The following is a 22,319-nucleotide window of genomic DNA, read 5'->3' on the forward strand; positions in this document are numbered from 1 at the left end:
GTAGCCTACGCGGCTGCGTATTTTTTTTGCACAAAAAAAGTGCTGCCCTTAAGAGGCAACACCATTTGTTTTTACTACTTTTTCGAGACGCTTATACTGCACGAGCATCGCCACGCGCCACGGTAAAATCATAAAGAATGCTAAAATCCAAAACATGCCGCCGAGTTCGCCGACATCAATCGTTGAACTGAGCACACTTTTCGCCACTAAACGAATGAGTAGTAGCGCCACTAAAATAAAGAAAAAAGCTTTTGAGCGCTTCATAAAAATATCGTTGCCGCGCACTTCAAACTTCGATGTGGCAATTAACACGATCGAAAACAAAGCGCCGACAATGGCCGCTTCAAGAATTTGTGGCAGTGGCACGCGAAAATACGGCGAGATAAACATCAGTGCACCGCTCGACATCGCGATTGGCGGAATAATAATTTTTTTTGCACTAACTGGTCGATTTGCGGCGCGCAACCGCATCACCGTCACAAATATCCCCATCACTACCGCCATCACCGTTGAGCCGATAATGAGGTATTGCGAAGGGATTTGTTGTAAAAATGCTGGCATGTTGCTTCCTACCCTTCTATATCTTCTACCAGTTTATCGGCAACCATGCGCAAAAATTCGGGCTCAAATGGCTTTGTAATAAAGTCTTTTGCGCCGTGCTCAATCGCTTCACGAATTAAACGCTGCTGCCCGAGCGCCGTCACCATAATAATGCGCGCCTCATCATCAATTTGAATAATTTCTTTGACCGCATCAATGCCGCTCATGACAGGCATCGTTACGTCCATCGTTACAAGGTCAGGCATAAGTTTGTCATATTGCTCGACGGCTTCTTTGCCATTCGACGCTTGACCAATCACTTCATAACCCCACTCTTTAAACATGTTAGCGATGGTAACGCGCATAAATAATGCGTCATCTACTACCAAAACTGTTGGCATAACCCTTCAACCCTTTCACTCACTTCTTTCTCTATTCTAACAGATTAGAAGCCAGTAAAGTCATTAAAAATTGGTTGCAGTAAACGCGTGATGTACGCAAGGCCATCAAAGAACAATAACACGCCGACAACAATCATAATATAACCGCCAATTTTAACGATTTTTTGACTATGTTGACGAATCCAATTCATGCGTGTAATAAAGAATGATAGTAAGAAGAACGGCACCGCAAAACCTAAGAAATAAGCAATCATGTAAAACATGCCCGAATCAGGGTTGCTGCCCGCAAGTAAAATAATCGACATTAAAATCGGCCCTGTACAAGGCGTCCACCCTGCCGCAAACGCGACACCAATTAAAGTTGAGCCTAAAAAACCAGCGGGGCGATTTTTAAATTGAATTTTATGGTCCTTCATTAGGAAATCAATTTGTAATAATCCGACGATCATTAAGCCGAATACCACGATTAAAATTGCGCCTACTTGACGTAAAATTTCTTGATAATTGACTAAAAAGTCGCGTGCGAACGATGTACCAAAACCAATCGCAATAAAAATAAGCGAAAATCCTAATAAGAAGAAAAGCGTATGTAAAATTGCATTTTTTTGCAACATACCACGTTCTGACTTCAAATCGTCAAAGGACATGCCTGTAATGTACGACAAAAATGCCGGATACAGCGGCAATGTACATGGCGAAATAAAGCTTAAAAAGCCTGCGCCAAATGCTAAAAAAACGTTCAAATCCGTACTCATAGCGTGACATCTTCTCCTATCTACCTAAGTTATCGTCTCTAAGTTTAGCAAAATTCCGCTAAGTTTGCTGTTATTCTGCTTGTGAACAATTTTAGGCAAATTGGAGAAGTATGTGTGAAGTATTATTTTTCGTCTGGTACGTACTCTAAAATATCCCCTGGCTGACAGTCGAGTTCGCGGCAAATGGCTTCTAATGTGGAGAAGCGCACGGCACGCACTTTACCTGTTTTTAATTTAGATAAATTGACAATCGACACGTCTACGCGCTTAGAAAGCTCCGTCAACTGCATTTTACGTTCAGCTAATACTCGGTCTAATCGGATAATGATTCCCATAACTCTCTACCTCTTTCAATTACATTTGTACTATCTATACCCATATTGTTGAAAAAGATAACATTTTACTAAAAAACGTCGCATCCTTAAAGGACACGACGTTTTTTCACTTCGCTATAGACGCTAAATAAAAACAGCGCAATCGCAAGCCATACAAGGCTAAACGCCGCAAGTTGTGCGTTCGCAAATGGCTCGTTGTATAAAAAGATGCCAAGTAGTAAGGTAATGGTCGGTGATACATATTGGATAAAACCAATCGTATAAAGGGGGATGCGTTGGGCCCCTGCCGCAAATAAAATGAGCGGAATGGCCGTTAAAATACCACCCAACATGAGTAAAACGTCCGTCTTAGCATCATAATGTAAAAACACCGCTTCCTGTTGGCTAAATAAGTAGGCGTAATACCCTACAGCGAGCGGCACGATAAAAAAGGTTTCAATGACTAAGCCGCGCGTCGCATCGAGTTTGATGCCCTTTTTTAACACGCCGTAAATGCCAAAACTAAACGCTAGTACGAGCGCAATCCACGGCATTTCGCGGTAATACAGCGCCAGCAAGACCACCGCTAAAAAAGCGATACCCGTCGCCACTTTTTGCAGCGGCGCGAGCTTTTCTTTAAAGAAAATGACGCCGAATAAAATCGACAAAATCGGATTAATGTAATAGCCGAGGCTCGTCTGGACGATTTGGTTATTGTTCACCGCCCAAATATACGTAAACCAATTGGCTGAAATAAATACCGATGCCGCACATAATTGCCAAAATGCGCGCTGGTTCTGCCACAGCGCCACCACATCTTGCCATAGCTGCTTGCTTTGCCCGCGCACCACGATAAATAGCGTCGTAAAAATAAAGGCAAATACAATACGTGCCGCTAAAATTTCGGTGCTTGGCACATGCGTCAGCATTTTCCAAAACAGTGGGAATGAACCCCAAAATAAGTACGCGAATAGCGCAAAGATGATGCCTTTTTTCATTTCGCTCATTAGCGTTCCTCCCGAAAAAAACTTCTATGGCAAAAACGCCATAGAAGTTATTATACCTTATTTATGATTGAGTTTTTCATATTGTAACTGCAATTCTTCGATGCGTTTACGACCATCTTCTCTCGCACGTGCGGTATCTTGTTGAATGCGCTTCGTTTCTTCGATGCCATTCATAATTGTTTGCCACGTTTGTTCGATCGTTTCGATTTTAATGCTTGATGTGCCTGCCATCTCAGCAATGCGCACGCTATTGGCGCTAATGTTTTCGGCATTTTTCAGCAGCATTTCGTTCGTGCGCTTATCGAGCTCTTGCATCGAGTCTGCGACGATTTTTTGGCGGCGCAACATAATTGCGTGGATAAGCCCTTGTTTGAAAATCGGAATCGTCGTGACGAAAGCCGAGTTCATTTTGGCAATCAGCTGGTTGTTGCCTTGCTGCATCATGCGAATTTGCGGCGCTGATTGGAAGGATACTTGCTGTGCCATTTCTAAGTCGAAGCGGCGCTGTTCTAGCAATTGAATGGCATTGTTTAGCGACTGCAACTCAAAGTCTGCTTGTTGCTCGCCTTGCTGCATGCGCGCTTCAAGCGCTGGGCGACGCGCCATTAATTCTTCTGATTTTAATTCAATCGCCACGATATTGCGACCGAGCGCTTCGAAATAGCTTAAGTTTTCGTCATACATCGTTTCAAGCTCAATCGTATTGCGCTTCATTTCGACTTCGTATTTTTGAATTTCTTTATAAATCACGTCGACTTCGCGGTTCATCGTATCGTATTTTGATAAGAAGCGCTCAATTTGCTCCTTACCTTTATTAAATAAGCGCTTTAGTAAGCCGCCTGGTTTTTCTTCAAAATCTTTTGGATCAAATTTATCCATAATTTTATTTAAGTTGTTCAGTAGCGCCGTCGATTCTTCTAAATTAGTCGCGCGCATTTTACTTAACATGCGGTCTGAAAATTGCGAGATGCTGTCGGCTGTTTCGCGCCCTACTTCAAGCAGTGCTACTTGATTTGTCTCATCAATTTTTGACGCGATGGCATGCACCGCTGGGTCGTTGCGCAGCTCTAATTTATGGCGGGCAATGACCGACTGTTGCGGCGCTTCAGGCTCTGTGTATTGCGGCGCAGGTTGTTGCTGATACTGCGGCATTGGCGGCTGTGCTTGCTGCTGTACGGGTTGTTGGTACTGCGGCTGCGGTTGTACAGGCTGCTCGTACTGCGGTTGCGGTTGTACAGGTTGCTGATACTGTGGCTGCGGTTGTACAGGCTGCTGATACTGCGGCTGCGGCGGAATAGGATTGCCCATCGCATCGTATTTTGGTGGGACCGGGTTACCCATGCTATCGTATTGTGTCATTTCATTTGGCCTCCTAAAAATGTGTGTTACTGTAAGTATATATGATAGGGCAAATTATGCCATATTTTTCTTCTCTATTACTATACGCACAAAAGCCCTTTGAGGTTTCACAAAAAAACCCACAGCCGTTTTAAGGCCGTGGGTGGAAGTACGCCAAGGTGGCGAGCTCACAAAATTGTTCGTACGTTAAGGTGCGCGTTTGCCACACCGGTAAAAAGGCGCCTGCTTCACTCCCCGCTGTCACTAAGCGGCGGCGCAACGCCTCGTTTTGATACAGAGCGTACGCTTTTTCAGTTAAGGCGGGCATGGGCGCTAACACCCGCGCAATCGCACGGCAGATCGCCGCAAAGTTTTGGCGGTAGCGCATAACATCTTCCTTTGAGTTAACGAAGCACACTTCAATTAAAATCGCGGGGCGCGTCGTATGGCGTAAAAAATATAGCTCTTGACGTTGCTTGGCGCCGCGGTCAATTAACCCTCCCGCTTCACTAATGGCGGCACTCATTTTCCGCGCGAGCGCTTGGTCGCTATAATACAGCACCTCTACACCGATCGGACGTGTCGTCGTGACGCTCGACGCATTAAAGTGAATGCTGACATCATAGGCGCGCGTCGTTCGATTATGCGCATTAACCACATATACTAAATTGTCGTTTGCTGTTGTCGTCACATCGTCTACGACACGGTGCGCCCCGGTTAGCCGCACCACTTCATCGCGCACGCGACACGCTTCTTCCCACTCATCAATAAGCCCGACAGCACCGCGACTCACCCGCGTATGCCCTGCACTAATAGTACATTTCATTGTATCCCCTCCTACTTATTAATACGCACGCTAGGCGCGAATTGCGACAAGAGAATGAAACTGATAAGATAATGAGTAGGATATGCGCGGGAAGGTGACAAGTCGTTGGGAAAGAAAATTTTAGGGAAAATTATTAGTGGTATGATTGCGGGCATTTTACTCAGTGCGCTCGTTTCGCTCGTCACATTATTAAATGGCGACGGCGAACTCGGCTTTTCAGCATTATTTACGTTAAATGTGCTGCTCATTGTACCCATTTTTTTAGTGGCAGGCATTGCGCTGTCATTTATTATCGAACATTTTGCGGTAACGTTTAAAAGCATGATGTGGAGCTACGGCATTGTAGGTGCGGTCATTGCGATGATTCTCTATGCCCTCATCGTCAAACAAGGTTGGCAAGGGCTCGTTTATTACGCGGCCACTGGTGTGACAGCAGCGCTCGTCTTTTATTTAGTGCAACAAGGCATTATGCCGATGCTTGACCGCCTAGGGGTGGCAAGTGCGCTACAAGACGAAGCACGCGAAGAATACGCACGCAATAATCCCGATAAAAAAAGCAGATTTCGTAAATGAAATCTGCTTATTTTTTATAGAAAAAGGATTTCCCGAGGCGCTCTACTACGCTCGGACATAGCGCATATAGCTTACTCGTCAGCCCCATAATGCGCGGTAAATTCACTTCGCGCGTAGGTTTGCCGAGCGTTTTTACGACTTCTCGTGCCACGCGCTCTGGCGACAATAACACCCGGCGCACCGACTGGCGATAGCTATTCGTATCATCTGCCTTCGTTAAAAACGGCGTATCAATCGGCCCTGGGTGAATGGCGGTAACCGTAATGCCAAGCGGCGCAAGCTCAAGGCGCAGCCCGTTCGCAAGCCCTACGATGGCATGTTTAGTTGCGGCATAAACGACCGCTTTTGGCGTAGCCACTTTCCCTGCTTGTGAGCCGATAAAAATAAGCTGCTTCGTTTGTTGTTTGGCAAAATGACGCGCGAGTTGCGCCGTCGCTGTGACATTGACGTTAATCATCTCAGCAATGGTGTCGTCGCTCTGGTCGACAAACGCTTCAAAGCGCCCGACACCCGCACAAAAAATCGCGACGTCAACAGCGGGTAACGCCGCATACAGTCGTTCGCGCGCTGCGGCTTCGGTAAGATCAGCTGCTAACACATGCGCCCCTTGTGCTTCAAGCGAACGCAGTGCCACGCCGCTTCGCCCTGTCGCGTAAAGCGTATGCTGTGCAGCGAGTAGTTGCTGCGCGAGCGCCATACCGACGCCACTCGTTGCCCCTGTTAAAAAAATTTTCATTTACTTCACCCTTTTATAATAATAAATGCCTGCACGCTTCGTACTTTCGATCATGCCTTGGCTTTCTAAGTAGTCGAGCGCACCGATCGTTTTAGATAGCGTTAGCCCAAACTGTTTTTGATACACGCGCGGATAAAAGCGGCTCGTCGCCTCAAGCGGCGTGATGTCGTCTTGCCCCATTAGCTCATACAGTGTGAGCGCTTGGTCGTGCTGGCGTTTTTTGCGAGCATCAATGAGCGGCACAATGTCCGTTAAATCAGCCCCGTGCCCGGTATACATCGTCGCAACAGGCAAGGCACGCAACAGGTCGAGTGATGCGTTATATTCGAGCTGCGACTTCGCACGCGGCTCCCCTTCAATTAACGGCGGTTCGATTAACGGATTTGGCGTAATGCGCTCAAGCAATAAGTCGCCGCCAATGACGTCATGCGAGCGCTCGTCCCAAAAAATAAGATGACTGCGCGCGTGGCCTAATGTTTCGATTGCTTTTAACCCAGGGTGCCCGGGTACTTCGTCGCCGTCTGCTAAAATTTTAGTGAGCGGCAACTCTCCGACCCACTCCATTTCGCGGCGCACTTGCACGTTTTTTTCGATGACCGCACCAGGCACACCGCTCTCAAATAAATTATGGCGATAAAATGCCTCGTGGTAATTTAAAAAATCCTCGTCATGGCGCAACCATAAATCATTGTACACATGCCCCATAATTTCGGCGTGCGGGAAAGCATCCGTCCAGCCCGCGTGGTCAGGGTGATGATGCGTCAGCACCACTTGTTCGACATCTTTCATCGTATAGCCCGCAGCGCGAATGCCCCACTGCAATGCCTCGTAGGCCTCTGTTGTTTTAGGCCCGACATCAAAAATGGTGAGCGCGTCCCCTTTTACTAAAAAGGCGTTCACATCGCCAATTTTATACGGTGTCGGTATTGCAATTTTGTGTACATCCATCCTGCTCACTCCCCTTTGAATATGTATTCATTTTACGATTTGTATCGACACTTGTCGAGCTCGTTCACTTCTTCTATACTTGAAAGAGGAGGTTTTGCTTAATGATTAATCAAAAAATTGTCTTTTTAGGTGCAGGTGCGATGGCAGAAGCGATCGTGCGTGGTTTAGTCGATAAGGCGGTCATTGCGCCAACGCAGCTTTACATGAAAAACCACAGCGACCACGTACGCCTACAGACGCTACATGAGCGCTACGGGGTACAAATTGCTAGCGATGCCGACATCGTAAGCGCAGACATCGTCGTGCTCGCGATGAAGCCAAAAGACGTAGCTACTGTGCTACAAACCCATACCTTATCACCACACACCGCCGTATTATCGGTACTCGCTGGCGTTAGCATGGCGACAATCGAAAAATATGCAGGTGAGCGTCCGATTGCTCGTCTTATGCCCAACACCTCAGCTACGATCGGACTTTCTGCAAGTGGCGCAACGTTTAATCGCGCTGTTTCTCCTTCGCTTCAACAAGATTTCATCCAACTTTTCGAAGCCATTGGCACTGTCGAAATCGTTACCGAACAACAAATGCATGCGGTTACCGCGCTTTCTGGCAGTGGTCCTGCCTATTTTTATTACTTTTTAGAGTGTTACGAAAAAGCAGGCGTGGCGCTCGGTTTAGACGCCGAAACAGCGCGTCGCCTCATGCTGTCTACAATGGCAGGGGCAGCCGAAATGTTAAAGCGCACAGGCGAAGACCCTGCCGTCTTGCGCGAAAATATTACAAGCCCTCAAGGCACTACCTTTGAAGCGCTTGAAGTGCTGCGTAAATACGATGTGGCGCGCATTATCGAAGAGAGCACACAAGCGAACGCTGACCGCTCCAAAACTTTCGAAAAACTATATGATTAAGAGGAGTAATAGCACTTTACAAATTTTTTGAAAGTATGATTGATCGCCTACTAGCACATAAGGCCTGACACTCCCACCCATAAATGAGTGGGGTTCTAAAGTACAAAAGATTTCTTCTTTACTCTCCCATCAACCGATGTTGCTGGTTGGGTACAACACAAAGACACTATCTTATTTCCTTTAGACTTTAACGAACAAGACGACCATTGCCATCATTAGCGTTCGCATCGGCTCATGCCAAAACCGTTTTTTTATCATTTATCTTATCCCCATGCTTTTGAGTGTATGGGGTTCTTTTCTTAGTTTACTGATTAATTCATCATGAAGTTTAAGGAATACATCGAATGTTTTAAAACATAAATCTCTGTCTATTTTGTCTAAATCCTTATCGTGAACCATGTTCATTAAAAGGAAAGATGAATATAAATCTCGTTGGATTAGGATACCGCCAAAGTCATTCCAGCGTTTACTCAATGATTTTTTCGTATATGTATCATCGAAATGATTGTACTGACTCGCTCTTACTTTCGTTGTATTTACTTTGTTTAATTTCAAACCATTGTATTCCAATTTCCGTTCTAGGCAACTTAAAAGCATAGAAGGGGCGCGGTTGGATAGTGTTCTTCCAAACCGTTTTTTCTTTTTAAAACGACCTTTTTTATTTTTCTCTGTCTTGTTACTTCGTTTTTGAAGTCCTTTAAAGGACATTTTCTCCACAAAAAAAGTATCTCCCATTAATAACAACTGATTAGATAAGCTTTCATGGTCTTGTTTTCTTACCATTCTGTTTTTACGGTGCAATTCTCGGTATTGATTACGCAGTTTAACATAGCGGTTGGCATACACCCATTTTTCCCGATTACTACGGTTTATTGTACCGTCCTCATTATATTTAAAAGGATTAGTTGCTCGTTTACTTCTATCCATTTTACGCTGTATGCGTTGGATAACTGGCTCGTAAGTCTGTACGTTAGGTGCTAACACCTTTAGCATGGCTTGTTTTTCGGAACAAACCGCAACCGTAGAAGTACCAATATCAATCCCTACTCGCCCGATACCGACTTGTTGCTTTAAACCTTCGGAATTATACGATTGTGGGGGAATACCTTCTAATACAAGTTGAGCGTAATACACGTATTTTCCCTTTAGAAATGCTCGTTTAATGCGAACGTACTTTACCTTATCTTGAAGTGCTAAATGGGCGTACACATCTTGTTTACGGACAATAACAGGGATAGAAAGACCTTTCCAAATCAACGTATTGTTTACGAAACGAATACCTGTCTTATTGGATTTGCCTTCAACGGATTGCATTTCACCGTAGCGTTTAAAATAGACTTTCTTCGCTTCACCGAACATCATCTTTTGAAAGGCATTAAAAACCCTTGTTCCGATTTTTTGCCCCGCTTGTGAATCTATATTTCCTTTAAATCGTTGATTCATCGGTGTTAAAAATGCGTGAATAGCATACTCGGTCAACCCAAACTGTATATTCAATTCCCGAAAAATAGCATTTCTTTCTTTGCCTTTTTTCATCTTTTTCGCTTTTTGAAAGGCTTTTGATTGCTGCATGGTGCGATAACGCTTGTATAACTCATTCAAACAAGCGTTATACATCTTACGTGAGATTTCAAATCGCTTATTTAAAATATCTTCTTGGAAAGATGCTGTTTTTAATCGTAATGTCAATACATAGCTTGGCGTTGCCATTCTGTTTCACCCTCTCAAAAACGAACAAACAATAGGAAGTATAGTTTTCATATCCTTCCTATTGTTTTTACCTGTTATTATTGGTGTCATTATTATCCACCCAATCTCTAAGCAATCTGGCTTTTTTTAGGCTTCTGTACTCGTCTAAAGATGCTTCTCTAACTATTGACCATGAACCGAGCCACAGCATCTCTCTGACATATCCATTAGGAATTTTAATATGTGTAGTATCACATACATTTCTTCCACATAAGATTAATCTAGCTTTTTCGTAGTCCTTCCTATATTCCTTATTGAATTTGTGGTCTTTAACGAATTGTTCAAACCCACAATTACTACATTTAATTTGCAAAGTAGTCATTACCCCCTCGTTTTTTGATTTTCTACATATTGTCTAATGGTTTCGCTTGATACATTTCTAGCAGTTGAAACGAAATAAGAACGTGTCCATAAACTAGGCAAATGTTGAAGATAATGAAATTCCTCTCTCAACTTTTTAGAAGTCACTCCTTTTATTTTTGCCATAATGTTAGTTGGACTAAAGGTTGGTAGTGCATTTAAAAATAAATGCACATGGTCTTTATCGCATTTCATTGCGAGAATTTCAATTTCTAATTCTTCGCAAACCTCTTGAACCAACATTTTGAAACGTTCTTCCAATTTACTGTCGAGAAAAATTTTTCTCCTATATCGTGGACAAAACACAAAATGATAATTAATTAATGATACCGTTGTTTTAGTTCTTCTATATTCATTTAACATGCTACTAATTGTATCAGTTAATCACTCTAGCTACAACAAAAAGACATAGAAAAATTCAGATAATTAGAACACCATAGTAGGCGTTCCTTATCTAACCTCACTTTCATCCCAAGCCTAAAAGCAAGGGCTTTCTCGTTCGGGAAATCTGTAACTTTGCCTTTTGGCTACACTTTTGTTACCATCATGAGTAAGGAAATAACCATTTTGGTTGTAGGGGTAATGGGGAAACTTATTGCGCTGAGTTGAAATTTAAGCCCGGCTAACATCTCGTTGTTAGTCGGGTTTTTTGTATCGTTCACAGTTTTAATCACTGTTAAACCTAGACAAATCCTCTATTGCCAATACTTCAAGCTTGTAAAATCCCGTAAAAAAGAGAACGCATGCACCAAGCGGCATGAGTTCTCTTCATCTGACACGCTTAACGCATGTACCAAGCGACATGAGTTAAGCGTATCCTATTACTGTTTCGCTATTGTAACAAAAAATTAAGCTTTTTGTCTATAAGCCTTGTTGCAAATTATTCGCAGCGTACTTTACCGCTTCTGCAACCGCTGATGTTATAGGAAACGCCTGTTTATTTCTTCATTGTATCGTAATGCGGTAACTTTGTGCCGCCAGCGCGTTGCCGTTTACGCTCGTTACGTCGGCAGCCACGAGGTATAACGTGCCGCTCGGATACGTCGCCGCTGGGGCTATCGTGACACGCGTGCCTTCGATTGACGTTGCGACAGGCACTGCTTCACCGTAGGCGGTCATCGCATAAATATTGGCGTGCGCTACCGCTTCCGTAAACGTAAAGTCATACGCAGCGGTATTAGGTACGTTGTAGTATGTACCTTGTGACGCAATGCCTTTTAGCGGATAGTATAGACGTTTTTTAAGCGGTGCTACCGTTACTGTTATCGGTGTCGTTGCGCCGCGAAACTGCGCTTGTAGCATCGCATCGCCCGCTCCTTTGACGAGCAAGCGGCCGTCTTGTACCGTAATATGCGGCGACTGTGACGTCACAAAGGCATCGTGCGTCACATCAAACTGTTGCCCGTTCGTCATAAGCGCCGTCACTGCATAGCGCGGGCTATCGCCAGCTGTCAGCGGTGGCGTCGTAAGGAGCAGTTCACGTAGCGTGTCGGTATACGCCACTTCAAGCGACACCGTCTGTTGCCCACGCGTACGCGGTTGTTCGGTGATACCGTAACGCGGCGCGGAAGCAACACTTGCACTCGCTAAAGCGCGCTGTAAAGCAGGTGCAACGTCACTAGCCTGACCGTTATACGTTACCGTAATATGCGGCTCAAAGCGTGCGAGTTGCGCTTCTACTTCACGCTGTAAAGCTTGTGGTGTAGCTACGCTCGCTGTGGCGATAGCTACGGACTGCGCAAAACTGATGCGCCCTTGTTTTAGTAATACCTCTTGGTAGTTACTCACCGCTTTTGGGTACGGTGCATCGTGCGCGTTTAAACCACCTTGTGTGAAGTGGTGATCAGGCGCAATCATCGCATCGCTTAGTAAATAATAGTCATAGCTCACTTGCCCTTTATCAGGCAGCGGATCATCCCACGTCGTATCTAAATGATACCACTGGCCATCGAGTTGGACTAAGTTCCATACATGGCCAATGCCGTCTGCTTTACCGCTAATTAAGCGCACAGGAATGCCCGCTTCTTTTAGCAGTTGGTACGTCAGCATCGCATAGCCATTACATAATGTTTTACCTGTCGTTAGCGCATAATACGGCGAATTGATCGCCTGATTGAGCGACGTATCATACGTTAGCGTGCGCACGACATAATCGTGAATCGCCTTCACTTTCGCATGGGCATCAGGCGCACCCGCGATAATACTAGGCAGGCGCTTTTTGACTTCTTGTGTGACATAAGCGGCTTGTGCTGCCGTTTGTGAGTAGCGTAAATAAAGTGTCACTTGTACATTACCATCACGCCCGCGCCACTCGGCAGAATAACCGCGGTAATCATAGGCAAGGTATTCGTCAGTGCGCAGTGCGGCTTCGACAGCATCACGCAAATGACCGCGCACATTGCCAAGCTTGCCGTAATACGTATACGTGACGGTCGTTTGACGTTTTTGTAGCGCTTGTGTGAGCGTTTGTTGCATCGTTTGCGCCTGCATATTATAGCTTGTCGGCGGGCTATAACGCGTCGCCGACGTATCTTTATAACTTGCGGCTTCAGTGTGGAGCGGCATCATTAACAATGCGCCCACGAGTAACCATCGTTTCACTTACATCGCTCCCGCTTTAATTTTTTGACGAATGCGGTACGTCGTAAATAAGGCAGCTGGCGCTAAAATCGCAATAATCGCAAGCCACATCGCGAGCGCACCGCTCTGTTGTAAAATGGCGTAATTGCTCGTTACAAAAATCACGAGCCCAATTAATAAAACGTAGCTTAAAATATTAGGAAAAATAACAAACAAGCGAAGCAAAGCTGGGTGAATTTTTCTTTCCATACAACAAACCCCCTTTTTACTTCATTATACGCATTTTAGCTCGTTATTGTATAGCGTAAATTGTTTGAAGTCATGCGCCATCGCAATGGCAGGAAAAACGCTTGCGCCTTCTGCGAGCAACGCCGCTTCATCATGCTCCGTAAAACGGCTGCTTATATGGCTAATAATTAAGTGCTGTGCCCCCGCTTCTTGCGCTACACGCGCCGCATCGCTAACCGTCGAATGACCAAACTGTGCCGCAAGCGACTGCATCGTCTGATCAAACGTCGCTTCATGGACGACAATGTCGGCGCCGCGGCTTAAGTTAACCGCCGCTTCGCAGTAACGCGTATCGCCAAGGAGCGTCACGACAAAACCTTTTTTAGGTTCGCCTACGACAGCAGCACTCGTAATGACACGCCCGTCAATGTGAACGTCTTCGCCTCGCTTTAGTTGCCCAAGCATCGGGCCGTTCGGTACGCCGAGCGCGCGCGCTTTGTTAATATCAAGTTCACCTGGCAACGCCTTTTGCGTCACGCGGTAGCCGTAGCTCGTCACGACGTGCGCTAATTCGTCTGCTTCAACGATAAAGTGATCGTCTTCATAAATGACACCAGGTGCTACTTCCACAAAGGTCATCGGGTACGTAATATGCGTGCTCGTTAAGCGCATCGTCTGCTCTACCCACGTAGCTAACCCTTTAGGTCCATAGAGCGTTACGCCTTCCTCGCCCCCTTGAAACGAGCGCGAACTTAAAAAACCAGGCAAGCCAAAAATATGGTCGCCGTGCAAATGTGTAATAAAAATTTTAGTGACGCGTCGTGGCTTTAATGACGTATGCAAAATTTGGTGCTGTGTCGCCTCGCCGCAATCAAACAGCCACATCTCACCAATTTCGTCGAGTAATTTCAGCATAATAGCGCTCGTATTACGCGCTTTTGAAGGCATGCCTGCACCTGTTCCTAAAAATTGTAATTCCACTCGCTTCACTCCTTTAAATCTTCTAAAAAATCTTTTGAAAAGCTCGTCGTGACATCGCCCACTTCACGCGGCAACCGAATGCCACGCACGATGCTTCCTTCGCCAAACTTCTGTTCAATCTCCGTTAACACTTGTTGTAGCGGTTCTTCTTTTTCGTATTGGTGGTACGTAAACAAGCTAAGTTGCTCTACGACGTGTTGCTCATCGATGACGTGGTTCATCGTCACGCCGAGTAAACGCACCGGCTCCCCGCTCCAACCTGCGTCAAATAAAGCAATCGCCGCTTCTGTAATCGCGCGTGCGTCCGCTGTCGCATTGTGTAACGTCTTGCTTTTTGTCGTCGTGCGCCACTGGTGATCACGGATGTGCACAACGATCGTTGTACCTGCTAAACGCTTAGCGTACAACCGCTCCGCCACTTGCGTACTTAACGTTTGAAGTAGCGCGTGCAACACCGCTACGTCGTCTTCATCCCGTGGCAATGTTTTAGAGTTGCCGACGCTTTTCGTATCATAAATGGCCATCGGGTCTACCGTGCGAGGGTCAATGCCGTTCGCGCGTTCATGTAAGCGCACGCCGTTTTTACCGAGCAAGCCCCGCACTTGTGCAAGCGGCGCATTCGCAAGCTCCCCGATCGTCGTAATGCCGAGCGTTTGCAGTTTAGCGGCGGTACTTTTGCCGATGCCGTGCATCTCCCTCACCGCAAGCGGCCATAACACTTCAGGCACTTGTCGCTTACGTAGGACGGTAATGCCGAGCGGTTTTTTCATATCGGAAGCGGTTTTCGCTAAAAATTTATTCGGTGCAATGCCAATCGAACACGGCAGCTGTAATTCTTTATAGAGGCGCTGCTGAATGTGCTTAGCCACGTCAAGCGGATGTTGTGCTAAGGCTGTAATATCCATATACCCTTCATCAATCGACACAGGCTCTACTTGCGGCGTAATGTCACGCAGCACCGTAAACATCGCCTTAGACGCCGCGCGGTACATCGTAAAATTAGGCGGCAAGACGATAAGTTCGCGGCATAGCTTGCGCGCTTCAAACAGCGGCATCGTCGTATAAATACCGTGTGCTCGCGCCTCGTACGAACAGGTGACGATAATGCCTTTGCGCTCTTTCGGGTTGCCCGCAATCGCTAGTGGCTTACCACGCAAAGCGGGATTTTTGGCCTGTTCGACAGAAGCATAAAAACTATTCATATCCACATGTAAAATCACTGCCATACGCTCACCTCGAAAAAAACGTTTGTTCTTAGTATACAACCTTTACACACACTTAACAAAATGCGACTTTTAGCTTAATAACCGCTTCGTATAGTGAAGGTAGCATGTAACGGACACATGCTAGGCATGATTCACTCACACAGCATTATATGTTTCGCACATACTATAATAGAGGAGGTTTTTTAGATGAAGAAAAAGGTAATTTTCTTTGAAGTACAAGGCGGTAGCGATAAAGGAAGCGATGGCCACCGTAAAGATACGATGCCAATGGTCAACGCCTTAATTGATAAAGGTTACCCTGCAGAAGTCGTATTTTTTGATGTGGCACGTCTCGACGAAATTTATCACTACGTTAAAGACAACGCAGTGGCGTACGTGTCGCGCATTAACCCTGGTAACTTGCACGGTGAAGCGCAGTATTTCAGCATGTTGCGTGCCCTTTGTGAAGACGGCGTCATCGGCATGCCCCACCCTGATGCGATGACGGGTTACGGTGCTAAAGATGCGCTCGTTAAATTAACGGATACTTCGCTCGTACCTACAGATACATACGCTTACTACACGATGAGCGAATTTTTCTACCAATTTCCAAAAGCGTTGCTATTAAATGAACGCGTACTTAAACAAAATCGCGGCTCGACAGGCGAAGGCATTTGGCGCGTTCAACTTGCCGAAAACGTACCACCTGGCGTAACAGAAGTGCCGCTATCTACTAAAATCAAATGTACAGAAGCTACCGATAATCACGTAGAGTATTGGAAGCTCGGCGAATTTATGCTATTTTGCGAACAATATATTATTGGAGACGGCGGCATGCTCGTTGATATGCCATTTTTACCGCGCATTAAAGAAGGCGAAATCCGTCTGTTTATGCTGCGTGATACGCCGATCAACGTCGTGCACAAAAAACCTGCAGCGGATGCCGATGCGTTTAGCGCCACGCTATTTTCAGGTGCACAGTACCGCTACGACCCACCAATTTTATGGGAAGGTTTAATTAACGACTTTTTATCGCAGCTGCATACCGTAAAAGAAAAGCTCGGCAACTACGACCTACCGCTTATTTGGACAGCAGACTTTATTTTAAGCGATGCGCCAGATGGCAGTGACGATTACGTGCTTGGCGAAATGAACTGCTCTTGCGTCGGCTTCACATCTGAGTTAAGTTTAGCCCCTCGCGTCGCAGACGAAATTATCGCCTGCATTAAAGAGCGCGAGCAATTAAAAGCGTAAAACCTGCTTTAAAAACGACAAAAACGAACGATACGGAAGCTTCGTCTTGAAGTTTCAACGATCGTTCGTTTTTTTGTTATTGCACTTGTTGTTGTACTTTGACAGGAATTGTAATTTCGCTTCCTACTATATCTTCTTGGTCGAGCGAAATACGAGCTTCCGCTTCAAATTCGTATAACCCTTTAGCAAGCGATACATCGTCAAATACTACCGTATGCGGCTCGTCTTTTTTAAGCGTTGTCGACAGGAGCGGTAAACCGATAACATAGTTTTTCATGCCAATTATCCTCCTTTGTTGGTATATAGAGGAAACGTCTTTTGGCGCATAAAGTTGCCGCTTACGCTAAAATACCGTCATAATGCTCAAGCACAAGCTCCGCAAACGCTTCTGGTGCGGGCTGACGATTGATCATCAGTAACTTATCTTTTTGTTTCGTTTTCGCTAAATGACTGCGCACGCGCTTAAACTGCCCGTGGTTATTATAGCTCGTAATAAAGGCAATGACGTCCTGCTTATCGAGCTGCGCGGTATTCGTATTTTTATAATCGCGTGACTGCCAAATTGTTACATGCGGAAATTCATCTAAAATGCGGCGGTGGAAGTTAGGGTGACCGCCCACGATGCAAATGTTAAGTTCGTTAAGGCGCGCCGTATCTACCGCTTTAGCCTCGACTTCAACCTCGACCTCAACTTCTTTTACAACAGGCACCTCTTTTACGACAGGCACTTCGACTTCTTTTACCACTTCTTTAACGACCGGTTTTGCCGCTTCAACGCGCAATGTTTTTATCTGTTTCTCGAGTGAAGCGACTAACGCCTCTGCCTCTTGCAGTTTATGTTGCGCCATCGCGCCTACGCTACGCGATTTAGCAAGCTGCAGCTCGAGCGCATTAATTTTGTCCTCAAAATGCGTCGTATCTAGCGCTTCAGGCTCCGCTTGAAACTCCAGTGCTTCACACGCGCTATAGCTCGTACGCTGTGCGCTATAGCACGCAAAGTCCATCACCGCACGCTGCAAATGTTTCGGTTTCACTTTGCGGTGCAATGCTTTGGTCGCATGCATGATATACGTTAAATCTGCAAGTGACAGGCGCACGCTATAGAGCACACCGCGAATGGCATTGCCAAAAATCGTGAGCTGAATCGGCGTCTTTTTCGTTTTGAGCCACTCGCAAACCGTACTCGCGGGAATGGCGTCGTAACGCTCAAAATGGTCAAATAATAATAACCCTTCCTCCCCCATGCGCTTACCGAAATAATAAAGCGTCGCATCGGTAGCTTTTGGGTAGTCGGGCACGATCATATCGCGCACGAATAAATCCGCCGCTATTTTTTCTTCAGCAATTTGTTTGCGCGCTAAAAAGTACGCTTCAATATTACCTTTATAACGTTTTTGTACGAGTTTTAAATCGACTGCATCGTAAAAATAGCCTTTCGTGCTCGCTACGTATAAATATAAGCACGTGTATAAATCAAAGGCGAACGCGTCCGTCGTAGGCTCTAGCTTTTGCATATACTCCTCAAACTTCGCTTCAAAGCGGTTTTGGGCGAGTAAAAATTTATACGGCGAACGGTAGCCTTTTTTGAGCGCTTGGTCAAATAATTTTTGTACGCGCTCATGCCAAACGCTCGCTTCTGCGTCATACAATGTAGACACGACATACACCAGCTCTTTAAAATAATGACGCTGTAAAAAAGGCAAAGCGGTGAAATTCGTAAAGAAATCGGTATGTAGCTGTTTTTTCGTTAAGCGCTGCGTCGCACGTGCTTCTTCGTAACGTTTATGGATCACCTTCATCGCATCTTCGCTAAAAATCGTCGCTAGCGCCGCATAGTCATACAGCACTGTTTCATGTAGTTCTGTTAAGTTTTCTGTCATCGTAAACCTCCTCAAATATTCTGACTACTTCTAGTATCGCACAAAGCGCGCAAAAAGAATATTTTAACGCAAAAAAAGCGCCATCTGACGAAATCCAGATGGCGTTTTGGGTTAGGCATTCACTGTTTTTTCGAGCTTCGCATAGATCGCTTTCCACGTATCGAGGCGCGTGCCTTCGTTTAGTAACGCGCGCTCTGCCTCAATTTGTGCATGGGCTTGTGTCACGATTTGCGTGCGCAATTTTTCGGCTTGCGTGGCAATATACGCATTGCCCCACGCCAGTAAGCGCTGTTGTTGCTCTTGCATAAAGGCTTCAGCCACAGGTTTTGTTTGTTCTTCGAGCGCCGCTTCAAGCTTCACTTTTTCGTTTTTCTCAAAGAAGGCTTTAGCATTGCGGAAGTGCGATTTCACGCCAACAAACGGCTCATGTGAAGGGAAAGGTCCTTCAAACTCAAGCATCTCTGCATCGTCGGCTTCAAAGCCTAAAAAGGCAAATGTCGGGTTTAATTGCTTTAAGTTTTGCGCATAGTCTTTCGCTGCTTTTTGCAGTTGTTTTTCGATAAACTGCCCTAAGCGGAAGTTTGTCACGCGCAGTTCTTGTTCAAGGTCAAAACGCAAGCTCTGCAACACGTCTTTTAACGCTGTTTCGAGCGCTTGTTGCGTGCCGAGATTCGCAAAGGTTGACGGGTTATAGCCCTCTTTAAAGAAGTCAGGGTAGCGGTAGTACACGCGCTGTAACACGTAGTACAGCAATTCGTCTAACTCTTGCTTCGTATCACTTTCTAAAATGGCTGTCGGTGCTGTCGCATACGTTTTGTCAATATGCGTCTCTAGCGTCGCAAGCTCTTCAAGACGCGCATCTTTACGCGATAAGTTGTCTTCCGTTTGTTTGATCATATCGCCGAGACGCTGCGTCGTCTTCTCGACTTCTTCGGCCAGTGCCTTCACCGCAAGTGCGCTTAGCTCTTCATGTAAGAAGGTTTGGAATGCTTCTTCAAACGCTGGCATACCTGATGCAAGATCGGTATTTTCGACCTTCTCTTTTAATGCCATTAAGCTTGAAACGCCGTGCAAGCGCGGGTGGCGAATACCAAAGCGTTGCAGTTCAGTACGCACATACGTTTTTACGTCTTCTTGTTCGTCCGTTGTTGACGCAAGGTCAATGGCGTTAACGATAAAGAACATTTTATCGAGCTCAAACGCATCTTTGACACGCCCTAATTGAATTAAAAACTCGCGGTCTGCACGCGCAAACGCATGGTTAAAGTACGTAATAAATAAAATGGCATCCGCATTACGAATATACTCAAACGCTACGCCAGTATGACGCGCGTTAATAGAGTCAGCCCCTGGTGTGTCAACGAGCGTCACACCCATGCGCGTAATCGGGCTATCATAGTAAAAGTCGATATGGTCAACGAAGCATGAGCGGCTTTCTTCCGCAACAAAAGCTTCGAACTCCTCGCGCTCTACACGCAGTACATTACCTAGCTCATTTTTATAGAGCGGGTAACCAATTTGGTAGGCACGAATAAATGATTTGTGTAAGTTTAAACGCTCATCTTCAAGCGGCACTTTAATGCCTTCATCCGCACGCGTAAACGCTTCTTCAAGCGAGTTGACCGTTAAGCCAATCGCCGCATACGACGCCTGAATGTCCTCTAGCATTTGTTCGCTATTTTTTAACGCAACGTCGGCTGTTTCGTGCGGGTGCTCAGGCGTTACCGGACGAATTTTATTAATGGCTGCCGTCGTTGGGTTTGGTGATACTGGCAGTACGCGCGCGCCCATTAAAGCGTTAGAGAACGATGATTTCCCTGCACTAAACGCACCGAATAACGCGATCGTAAAGTCTTTTTTCTTTAAGCGCTCGACTTTTGTGCGCAAGTAATTGGCGGTTTCTTCAAAGCCGTCAATGTGCTCGATGGCATCGGCTGTTTCGGTCGCTTGTAAAATAACTTTATCCGCTGGCAACATATCGAGCACTTGTTGCGCTGCGCCTTGTTCTTCGATAACGTCGGCTTCTTTCGTTTGTAGCATCGACGGCTCAAACGGGCGAATTTCGCTTAAATCACGCGCATAGCTTTCTTCCCAGCGCTGTTGTTGCTCCGCCATTTTTTTACGCATGTCATTTGATGTGTAATGGTACTCTTTTTGGCTGTACGCGGCGTTTGCTTCAATCGCTAAAATCGCACGGATGGCATCGACACGCGCCTGCATATTTTGCATGCGCAGTTTAACAGGTGCAGCGTTTTGTTCCGCCACTTGCGCTAAACGCGGCAGTTGCGCATCACGCCATTTATCCGTTTCGCGGATGAAATAACGCTTCGTTGCTTCAGCGACGCGATTTGAGAAGTTAAGCACCGCTTCACCCGTTACGAGCGCACCTTTTTGCACTTGGTCTTCAATCGTGCTAAACGGAATGTCGAACGCCATCGCATCGATATTGCGCGTCTCTTCTTCTGTTAGCGCACCTGTATCACGCAGCACTTGTTTCAGCACTTGCTTCATTAAGCCCGTCACTTGTGAGCTTACATTTTGCTGGTAAATGGCATACAGCTCATTTTTACGCGTTTCGCGCGCCTCTGCTGTTTTCTTTTTCGCGGTAAATAAGCCGCCTACTTTAAAGTCATCTTGCGTACTTTCTAAATAAAGGCGCAGCTTATCGCGCAAGTCTGATGGCATAAAGGAAGCGTTATCTAATAAGTCTTTACGGCGCTCATCTAACGTTTCGCTAAACGCATCGGTTGAAAATAGCGTCAATTGTTGCTCAAGTTTTGCGTACTGCTCTAGCGTATCTTCACGCTCTTGCCAGTCGTCTTGTGATAAAACGTCCGCAAATTCTTCAAACGCTTCGGCTTTTTCGTTTTGTAAATACGCGTCGTGCTCATGTTGCAATAGCGTTAATGTCCCTTGTGCCGTTTGCAGTAGCTGGTCTTGCCAGTTGTTCATGCTGGCCATTACGATGTTTTTCACTTTTTCGTAATCATTATGCGGATGGTCGAGCTCGCGTAACGATGTGAAAAATACGCCTTTAGGTTCAACACCCCATGCCCCGAATGAGTTGTATACCGTTTCTTTAAACGCCTCAAAGCTCAGCTCCGACTCGCGGTGCTTGTCGATCATATTGACGATTAAGTATACGTTAGGGTTGTACTTCATCAATTGCTTTGTAAATTGGAAGTTTAGCTCAGATTGCACGTGGTTGTAGTCCATCGTGTAAAACACCATGTCAGCAATATGCAAAGCGGAGTCTGTCGACATGCGGTGCGCATCGTCCGTTGAGTCAACGCCTGGCGTGTCCATTACCGTAACGCCTTCAGGTAGCGTAGAAGCCGCGTGCCCAATTTCAATTTGCGAAACTAAATCGCCATCTTTTCCTAATTCTTTTACAGTTTTATAGTCATAGCCCGCGCCAAATTTGACAGGCTTATCATGATGCATATACACAATCGCAAAGTCTTCGTCTGATTTATGTACTTTGACGATGTTCGCGCTCGTTGGGATGGGGCTAGATGCTAATAAATCTTCGCCAGATAAGGCGTTAATCATGCTCGATTTCCCGGCGCTAAAATGCCCCGCAAAAGCAATCACAAATTCTTTTTGCTGAAGCTTGCGCGCAAATAAAGACGTTTTATTCATGCGTTCTGTATCGTCGTTTTGTTCGTAAATTCGGTATTGCAGCGCTGCTTGCTTTAACAGCTGCGCAATCTGCTCATCAAAATCCTTTACCACT

At 45.8% G+C, this 22,319-nt stretch carries 21 protein-coding genes; 3 read left to right on the forward strand and 18 right to left on the reverse strand.

What is annotated here, in order from left to right; translation table 11 throughout:
- Positions 1–48: 48 nt before the first annotated feature.
- From DDE80_RS06535 to DDE80_RS06565, 7 genes are all read right to left on the reverse strand, one after another.
- Entirely contained in the window at positions 49–561 is a 513-nt protein-coding gene (locus DDE80_RS06535) for a CcdC family protein (RefSeq protein WP_108306872.1), read from the reverse strand.
- An 8-nt stretch (positions 562–569) separates the two neighbouring features.
- Entirely contained in the window at positions 570–941 is a 372-nt protein-coding gene (locus DDE80_RS06540) for a response regulator (RefSeq protein WP_108306873.1), read from the reverse strand.
- Positions 942–985: 44 nt separating this feature from the next.
- A complete protein-coding gene (locus tag DDE80_RS06545) occupies positions 986–1,696 on the reverse strand; it encodes a cytochrome c biogenesis CcdA family protein (RefSeq protein ID WP_108306874.1) in 711 nt (236 codons plus the stop codon).
- 122 nt (positions 1,697–1,818) lie between these two features.
- Positions 1,819–2,031: a helix-turn-helix domain-containing protein gene (locus DDE80_RS06550; RefSeq protein WP_108306875.1), complete on the reverse strand. Its 213-nt coding sequence runs from the start codon at positions 2,029–2,031 to the stop codon at positions 1,819–1,821.
- A gap of 86 nt (positions 2,032–2,117) precedes the next feature.
- Positions 2,118–3,017 carry an EamA family transporter RarD gene (rarD, locus tag DDE80_RS06555; RefSeq protein ID WP_108306876.1) on the reverse strand — a complete coding sequence of 300 codons (900 nt, stop codon included), beginning with the start codon at positions 3,015–3,017 and terminating at the stop codon, positions 2,118–2,120.
- A 57-nt stretch (positions 3,018–3,074) separates the two neighbouring features.
- Entirely contained in the window at positions 3,075–4,376 is a 1,302-nt protein-coding gene (locus DDE80_RS06560; RefSeq protein ID WP_235612291.1) for a toxic anion resistance protein, read from the reverse strand.
- A gap of 130 nt (positions 4,377–4,506) precedes the next feature.
- Positions 4,507–5,181, reverse strand: coding sequence for an N-acetylmuramoyl-L-alanine amidase (locus DDE80_RS06565; protein WP_108306877.1), 675 nt, complete (start codon positions 5,179–5,181; stop codon positions 4,507–4,509).
- Positions 5,182–5,286: 105 nt separating this feature from the next.
- Here DDE80_RS06565 and DDE80_RS06570 point away from each other — a divergent pair, with 105 nt between their 5' ends.
- Entirely contained in the window at positions 5,287–5,754 is a 468-nt protein-coding gene (locus tag DDE80_RS06570; protein WP_108306878.1) for a hypothetical protein, read from the forward strand.
- Between the two features lie 7 nt (positions 5,755–5,761).
- Here the strand turns inward: DDE80_RS06570 and DDE80_RS06575 are convergent, their stop codons facing one another.
- Both DDE80_RS06575 and DDE80_RS06580 read right to left on the reverse strand, forming a co-directional pair.
- On the reverse strand, positions 5,762–6,490 hold the full coding sequence (locus DDE80_RS06575; protein ID WP_108306879.1) for an SDR family NAD(P)-dependent oxidoreductase: 729 nt from the start codon (positions 6,488–6,490) through the stop codon (positions 5,762–5,764).
- Positions 6,491–7,438 (reverse strand): MBL fold metallo-hydrolase, encoded by a 948-nt coding sequence (locus DDE80_RS06580; RefSeq protein WP_108306880.1) that lies wholly within the window; start codon positions 7,436–7,438, stop codon positions 6,491–6,493.
- A 101-nt stretch (positions 7,439–7,539) separates the two neighbouring features.
- On the opposite strand from DDE80_RS06580, the gene proC reads away from it, so the two are divergent.
- Positions 7,540–8,346 carry a pyrroline-5-carboxylate reductase gene (gene proC, locus DDE80_RS06585; RefSeq protein ID WP_108306881.1) on the forward strand — a complete coding sequence of 269 codons (807 nt, stop codon included), beginning with the start codon at positions 7,540–7,542 and terminating at the stop codon, positions 8,344–8,346.
- A gap of 258 nt (positions 8,347–8,604) precedes the next feature.
- Here the strand turns inward: proC and DDE80_RS06590 are convergent, their stop codons facing one another.
- The 6 genes from DDE80_RS06590 to DDE80_RS06620 form a co-directional block, all read right to left on the reverse strand.
- Positions 8,605–10,056, reverse strand: coding sequence for a transposase (locus DDE80_RS06590; protein WP_108306882.1), 1,452 nt, complete (start codon positions 10,054–10,056; stop codon positions 8,605–8,607).
- A 360-nt stretch (positions 10,057–10,416) separates the two neighbouring features.
- Entirely contained in the window at positions 10,417–10,818 is a 402-nt protein-coding gene (tnpA, locus tag DDE80_RS06600) for an IS200/IS605 family transposase (RefSeq protein ID WP_108306883.1), read from the reverse strand.
- Between the two features lie 582 nt (positions 10,819–11,400).
- On the reverse strand, positions 11,401–13,056 hold the full coding sequence (locus tag DDE80_RS06605) for an Ig-like domain-containing domain (RefSeq protein ID WP_108306884.1): 1,656 nt from the start codon (positions 13,054–13,056) through the stop codon (positions 11,401–11,403).
- Positions 13,057–13,284: an acyl-phosphate glycerol 3-phosphate acyltransferase gene (locus tag DDE80_RS06610; protein WP_108306885.1), complete on the reverse strand. Its 228-nt coding sequence runs from the start codon at positions 13,282–13,284 to the stop codon at positions 13,057–13,059.
- A 24-nt stretch (positions 13,285–13,308) separates the two neighbouring features.
- Positions 13,309–14,244, reverse strand: a complete 936-nt coding sequence (gene rnz, locus DDE80_RS06615) for a ribonuclease Z (protein WP_108306886.1) — start codon at positions 14,242–14,244, stop codon at positions 13,309–13,311.
- A gap of 5 nt (positions 14,245–14,249) precedes the next feature.
- Positions 14,250–15,470: a DNA polymerase IV gene (locus tag DDE80_RS06620; protein ID WP_108306887.1), complete on the reverse strand. Its 1,221-nt coding sequence runs from the start codon at positions 15,468–15,470 to the stop codon at positions 14,250–14,252.
- Between the two features lie 186 nt (positions 15,471–15,656).
- Between DDE80_RS06620 and DDE80_RS06625 the strand changes: the two genes are divergently transcribed.
- The gene (locus tag DDE80_RS06625) at positions 15,657–16,703 is read left to right on the forward strand and encodes a Cj0069 family protein (protein ID WP_108306888.1); all 1,047 of its coding nucleotides are present in this window, start codon (positions 15,657–15,659) and stop codon (positions 16,701–16,703) included.
- A gap of 76 nt (positions 16,704–16,779) precedes the next feature.
- On the opposite strand, the gene DDE80_RS06630 is transcribed toward DDE80_RS06625, so the two are convergent.
- From DDE80_RS06630 to DDE80_RS06640, 3 genes are all read right to left on the reverse strand, one after another.
- Positions 16,780–16,980 carry a hypothetical protein gene (locus tag DDE80_RS06630; protein ID WP_108306889.1) on the reverse strand — a complete coding sequence of 67 codons (201 nt, stop codon included), beginning with the start codon at positions 16,978–16,980 and terminating at the stop codon, positions 16,780–16,782.
- 61 nt (positions 16,981–17,041) lie between these two features.
- On the reverse strand, positions 17,042–18,583 hold the full coding sequence (locus DDE80_RS06635) for a hypothetical protein (protein ID WP_108306890.1): 1,542 nt from the start codon (positions 18,581–18,583) through the stop codon (positions 17,042–17,044).
- 111 nt (positions 18,584–18,694) lie between these two features.
- The gene (locus tag DDE80_RS06640; RefSeq protein WP_235612292.1) at positions 18,695–22,318 is read right to left on the reverse strand and encodes a dynamin family protein; all 3,624 of its coding nucleotides are present in this window, start codon (positions 22,316–22,318) and stop codon (positions 18,695–18,697) included.
- Position 22,319 lies beyond the last annotated feature (1 nt).

The organism is Metalysinibacillus jejuensis (assembly GCF_003057615.1).
Lineage (GTDB): Bacteria > Bacillota > Bacilli > Bacillales_A > Planococcaceae > Metalysinibacillus > Metalysinibacillus jejuensis.

Bases quoted from the DNA above. Each gene is read 5' to 3' on its own strand.
- DDE80_RS06535 (WP_108306872.1), bottom strand. From the start codon at position 561: ATGCCAGCATTTTTACAACAAATCCCTTCGCAATACCTCATTATCGGC.
- DDE80_RS06540 (WP_108306873.1), bottom strand. From the start codon at position 941: ATGCCAACAGTTTTGGTAGTAGATGACGCATTATTTATGCGCGTTACC.
- DDE80_RS06545 (WP_108306874.1), bottom strand. From the start codon at position 1,696: ATGAGTACGGATTTGAACGTTTTTTTAGCATTTGGCGCAGGCTTTTTA.
- DDE80_RS06550 (WP_108306875.1), bottom strand. From the start codon at position 2,031: ATGGGAATCATTATCCGATTAGACCGAGTATTAGCTGAACGTAAAATG.
- rarD (WP_108306876.1), bottom strand. From the start codon at position 3,017: ATGAGCGAAATGAAAAAAGGCATCATCTTTGCGCTATTCGCGTACTTA.
- DDE80_RS06560 (WP_235612291.1), bottom strand. From the start codon at position 4,376: ATGACACAATACGATAGCATGGGTAACCCGGTCCCACCAAAATACGAT.
- DDE80_RS06565 (WP_108306877.1), bottom strand. From the start codon at position 5,181: ATGAAATGTACTATTAGTGCAGGGCATACGCGGGTGAGTCGCGGTGCT.
- DDE80_RS06575 (WP_108306879.1), bottom strand. From the start codon at position 6,490: ATGAAAATTTTTTTAACAGGGGCAACGAGTGGCGTCGGTATGGCGCTC.
- DDE80_RS06580 (WP_108306880.1), bottom strand. From the start codon at position 7,438: ATGGATGTACACAAAATTGCAATACCGACACCGTATAAAATTGGCGAT.
- proC (WP_108306881.1), top strand. From the start codon at position 7,540: ATGATTAATCAAAAAATTGTCTTTTTAGGTGCAGGTGCGATGGCAGAA.
- DDE80_RS06590 (WP_108306882.1), bottom strand. From the start codon at position 10,056: ATGGCAACGCCAAGCTATGTATTGACATTACGATTAAAAACAGCATCT.
- tnpA (WP_108306883.1), bottom strand. From the start codon at position 10,818: ATGTTAAATGAATATAGAAGAACTAAAACAACGGTATCATTAATTAAT.
- DDE80_RS06610 (WP_108306885.1), bottom strand. From the start codon at position 13,284: ATGGAAAGAAAAATTCACCCAGCTTTGCTTCGCTTGTTTGTTATTTTT.
- DDE80_RS06620 (WP_108306887.1), bottom strand. From the start codon at position 15,470: ATGGCAGTGATTTTACATGTGGATATGAATAGTTTTTATGCTTCTGTC.
- DDE80_RS06625 (WP_108306888.1), top strand. From the start codon at position 15,657: ATGAAGAAAAAGGTAATTTTCTTTGAAGTACAAGGCGGTAGCGATAAA.
- DDE80_RS06630 (WP_108306889.1), bottom strand. From the start codon at position 16,980: ATGAAAAACTATGTTATCGGTTTACCGCTCCTGTCGACAACGCTTAAA.
- DDE80_RS06635 (WP_108306890.1), bottom strand. From the start codon at position 18,583: ATGACAGAAAACTTAACAGAACTACATGAAACAGTGCTGTATGACTAT.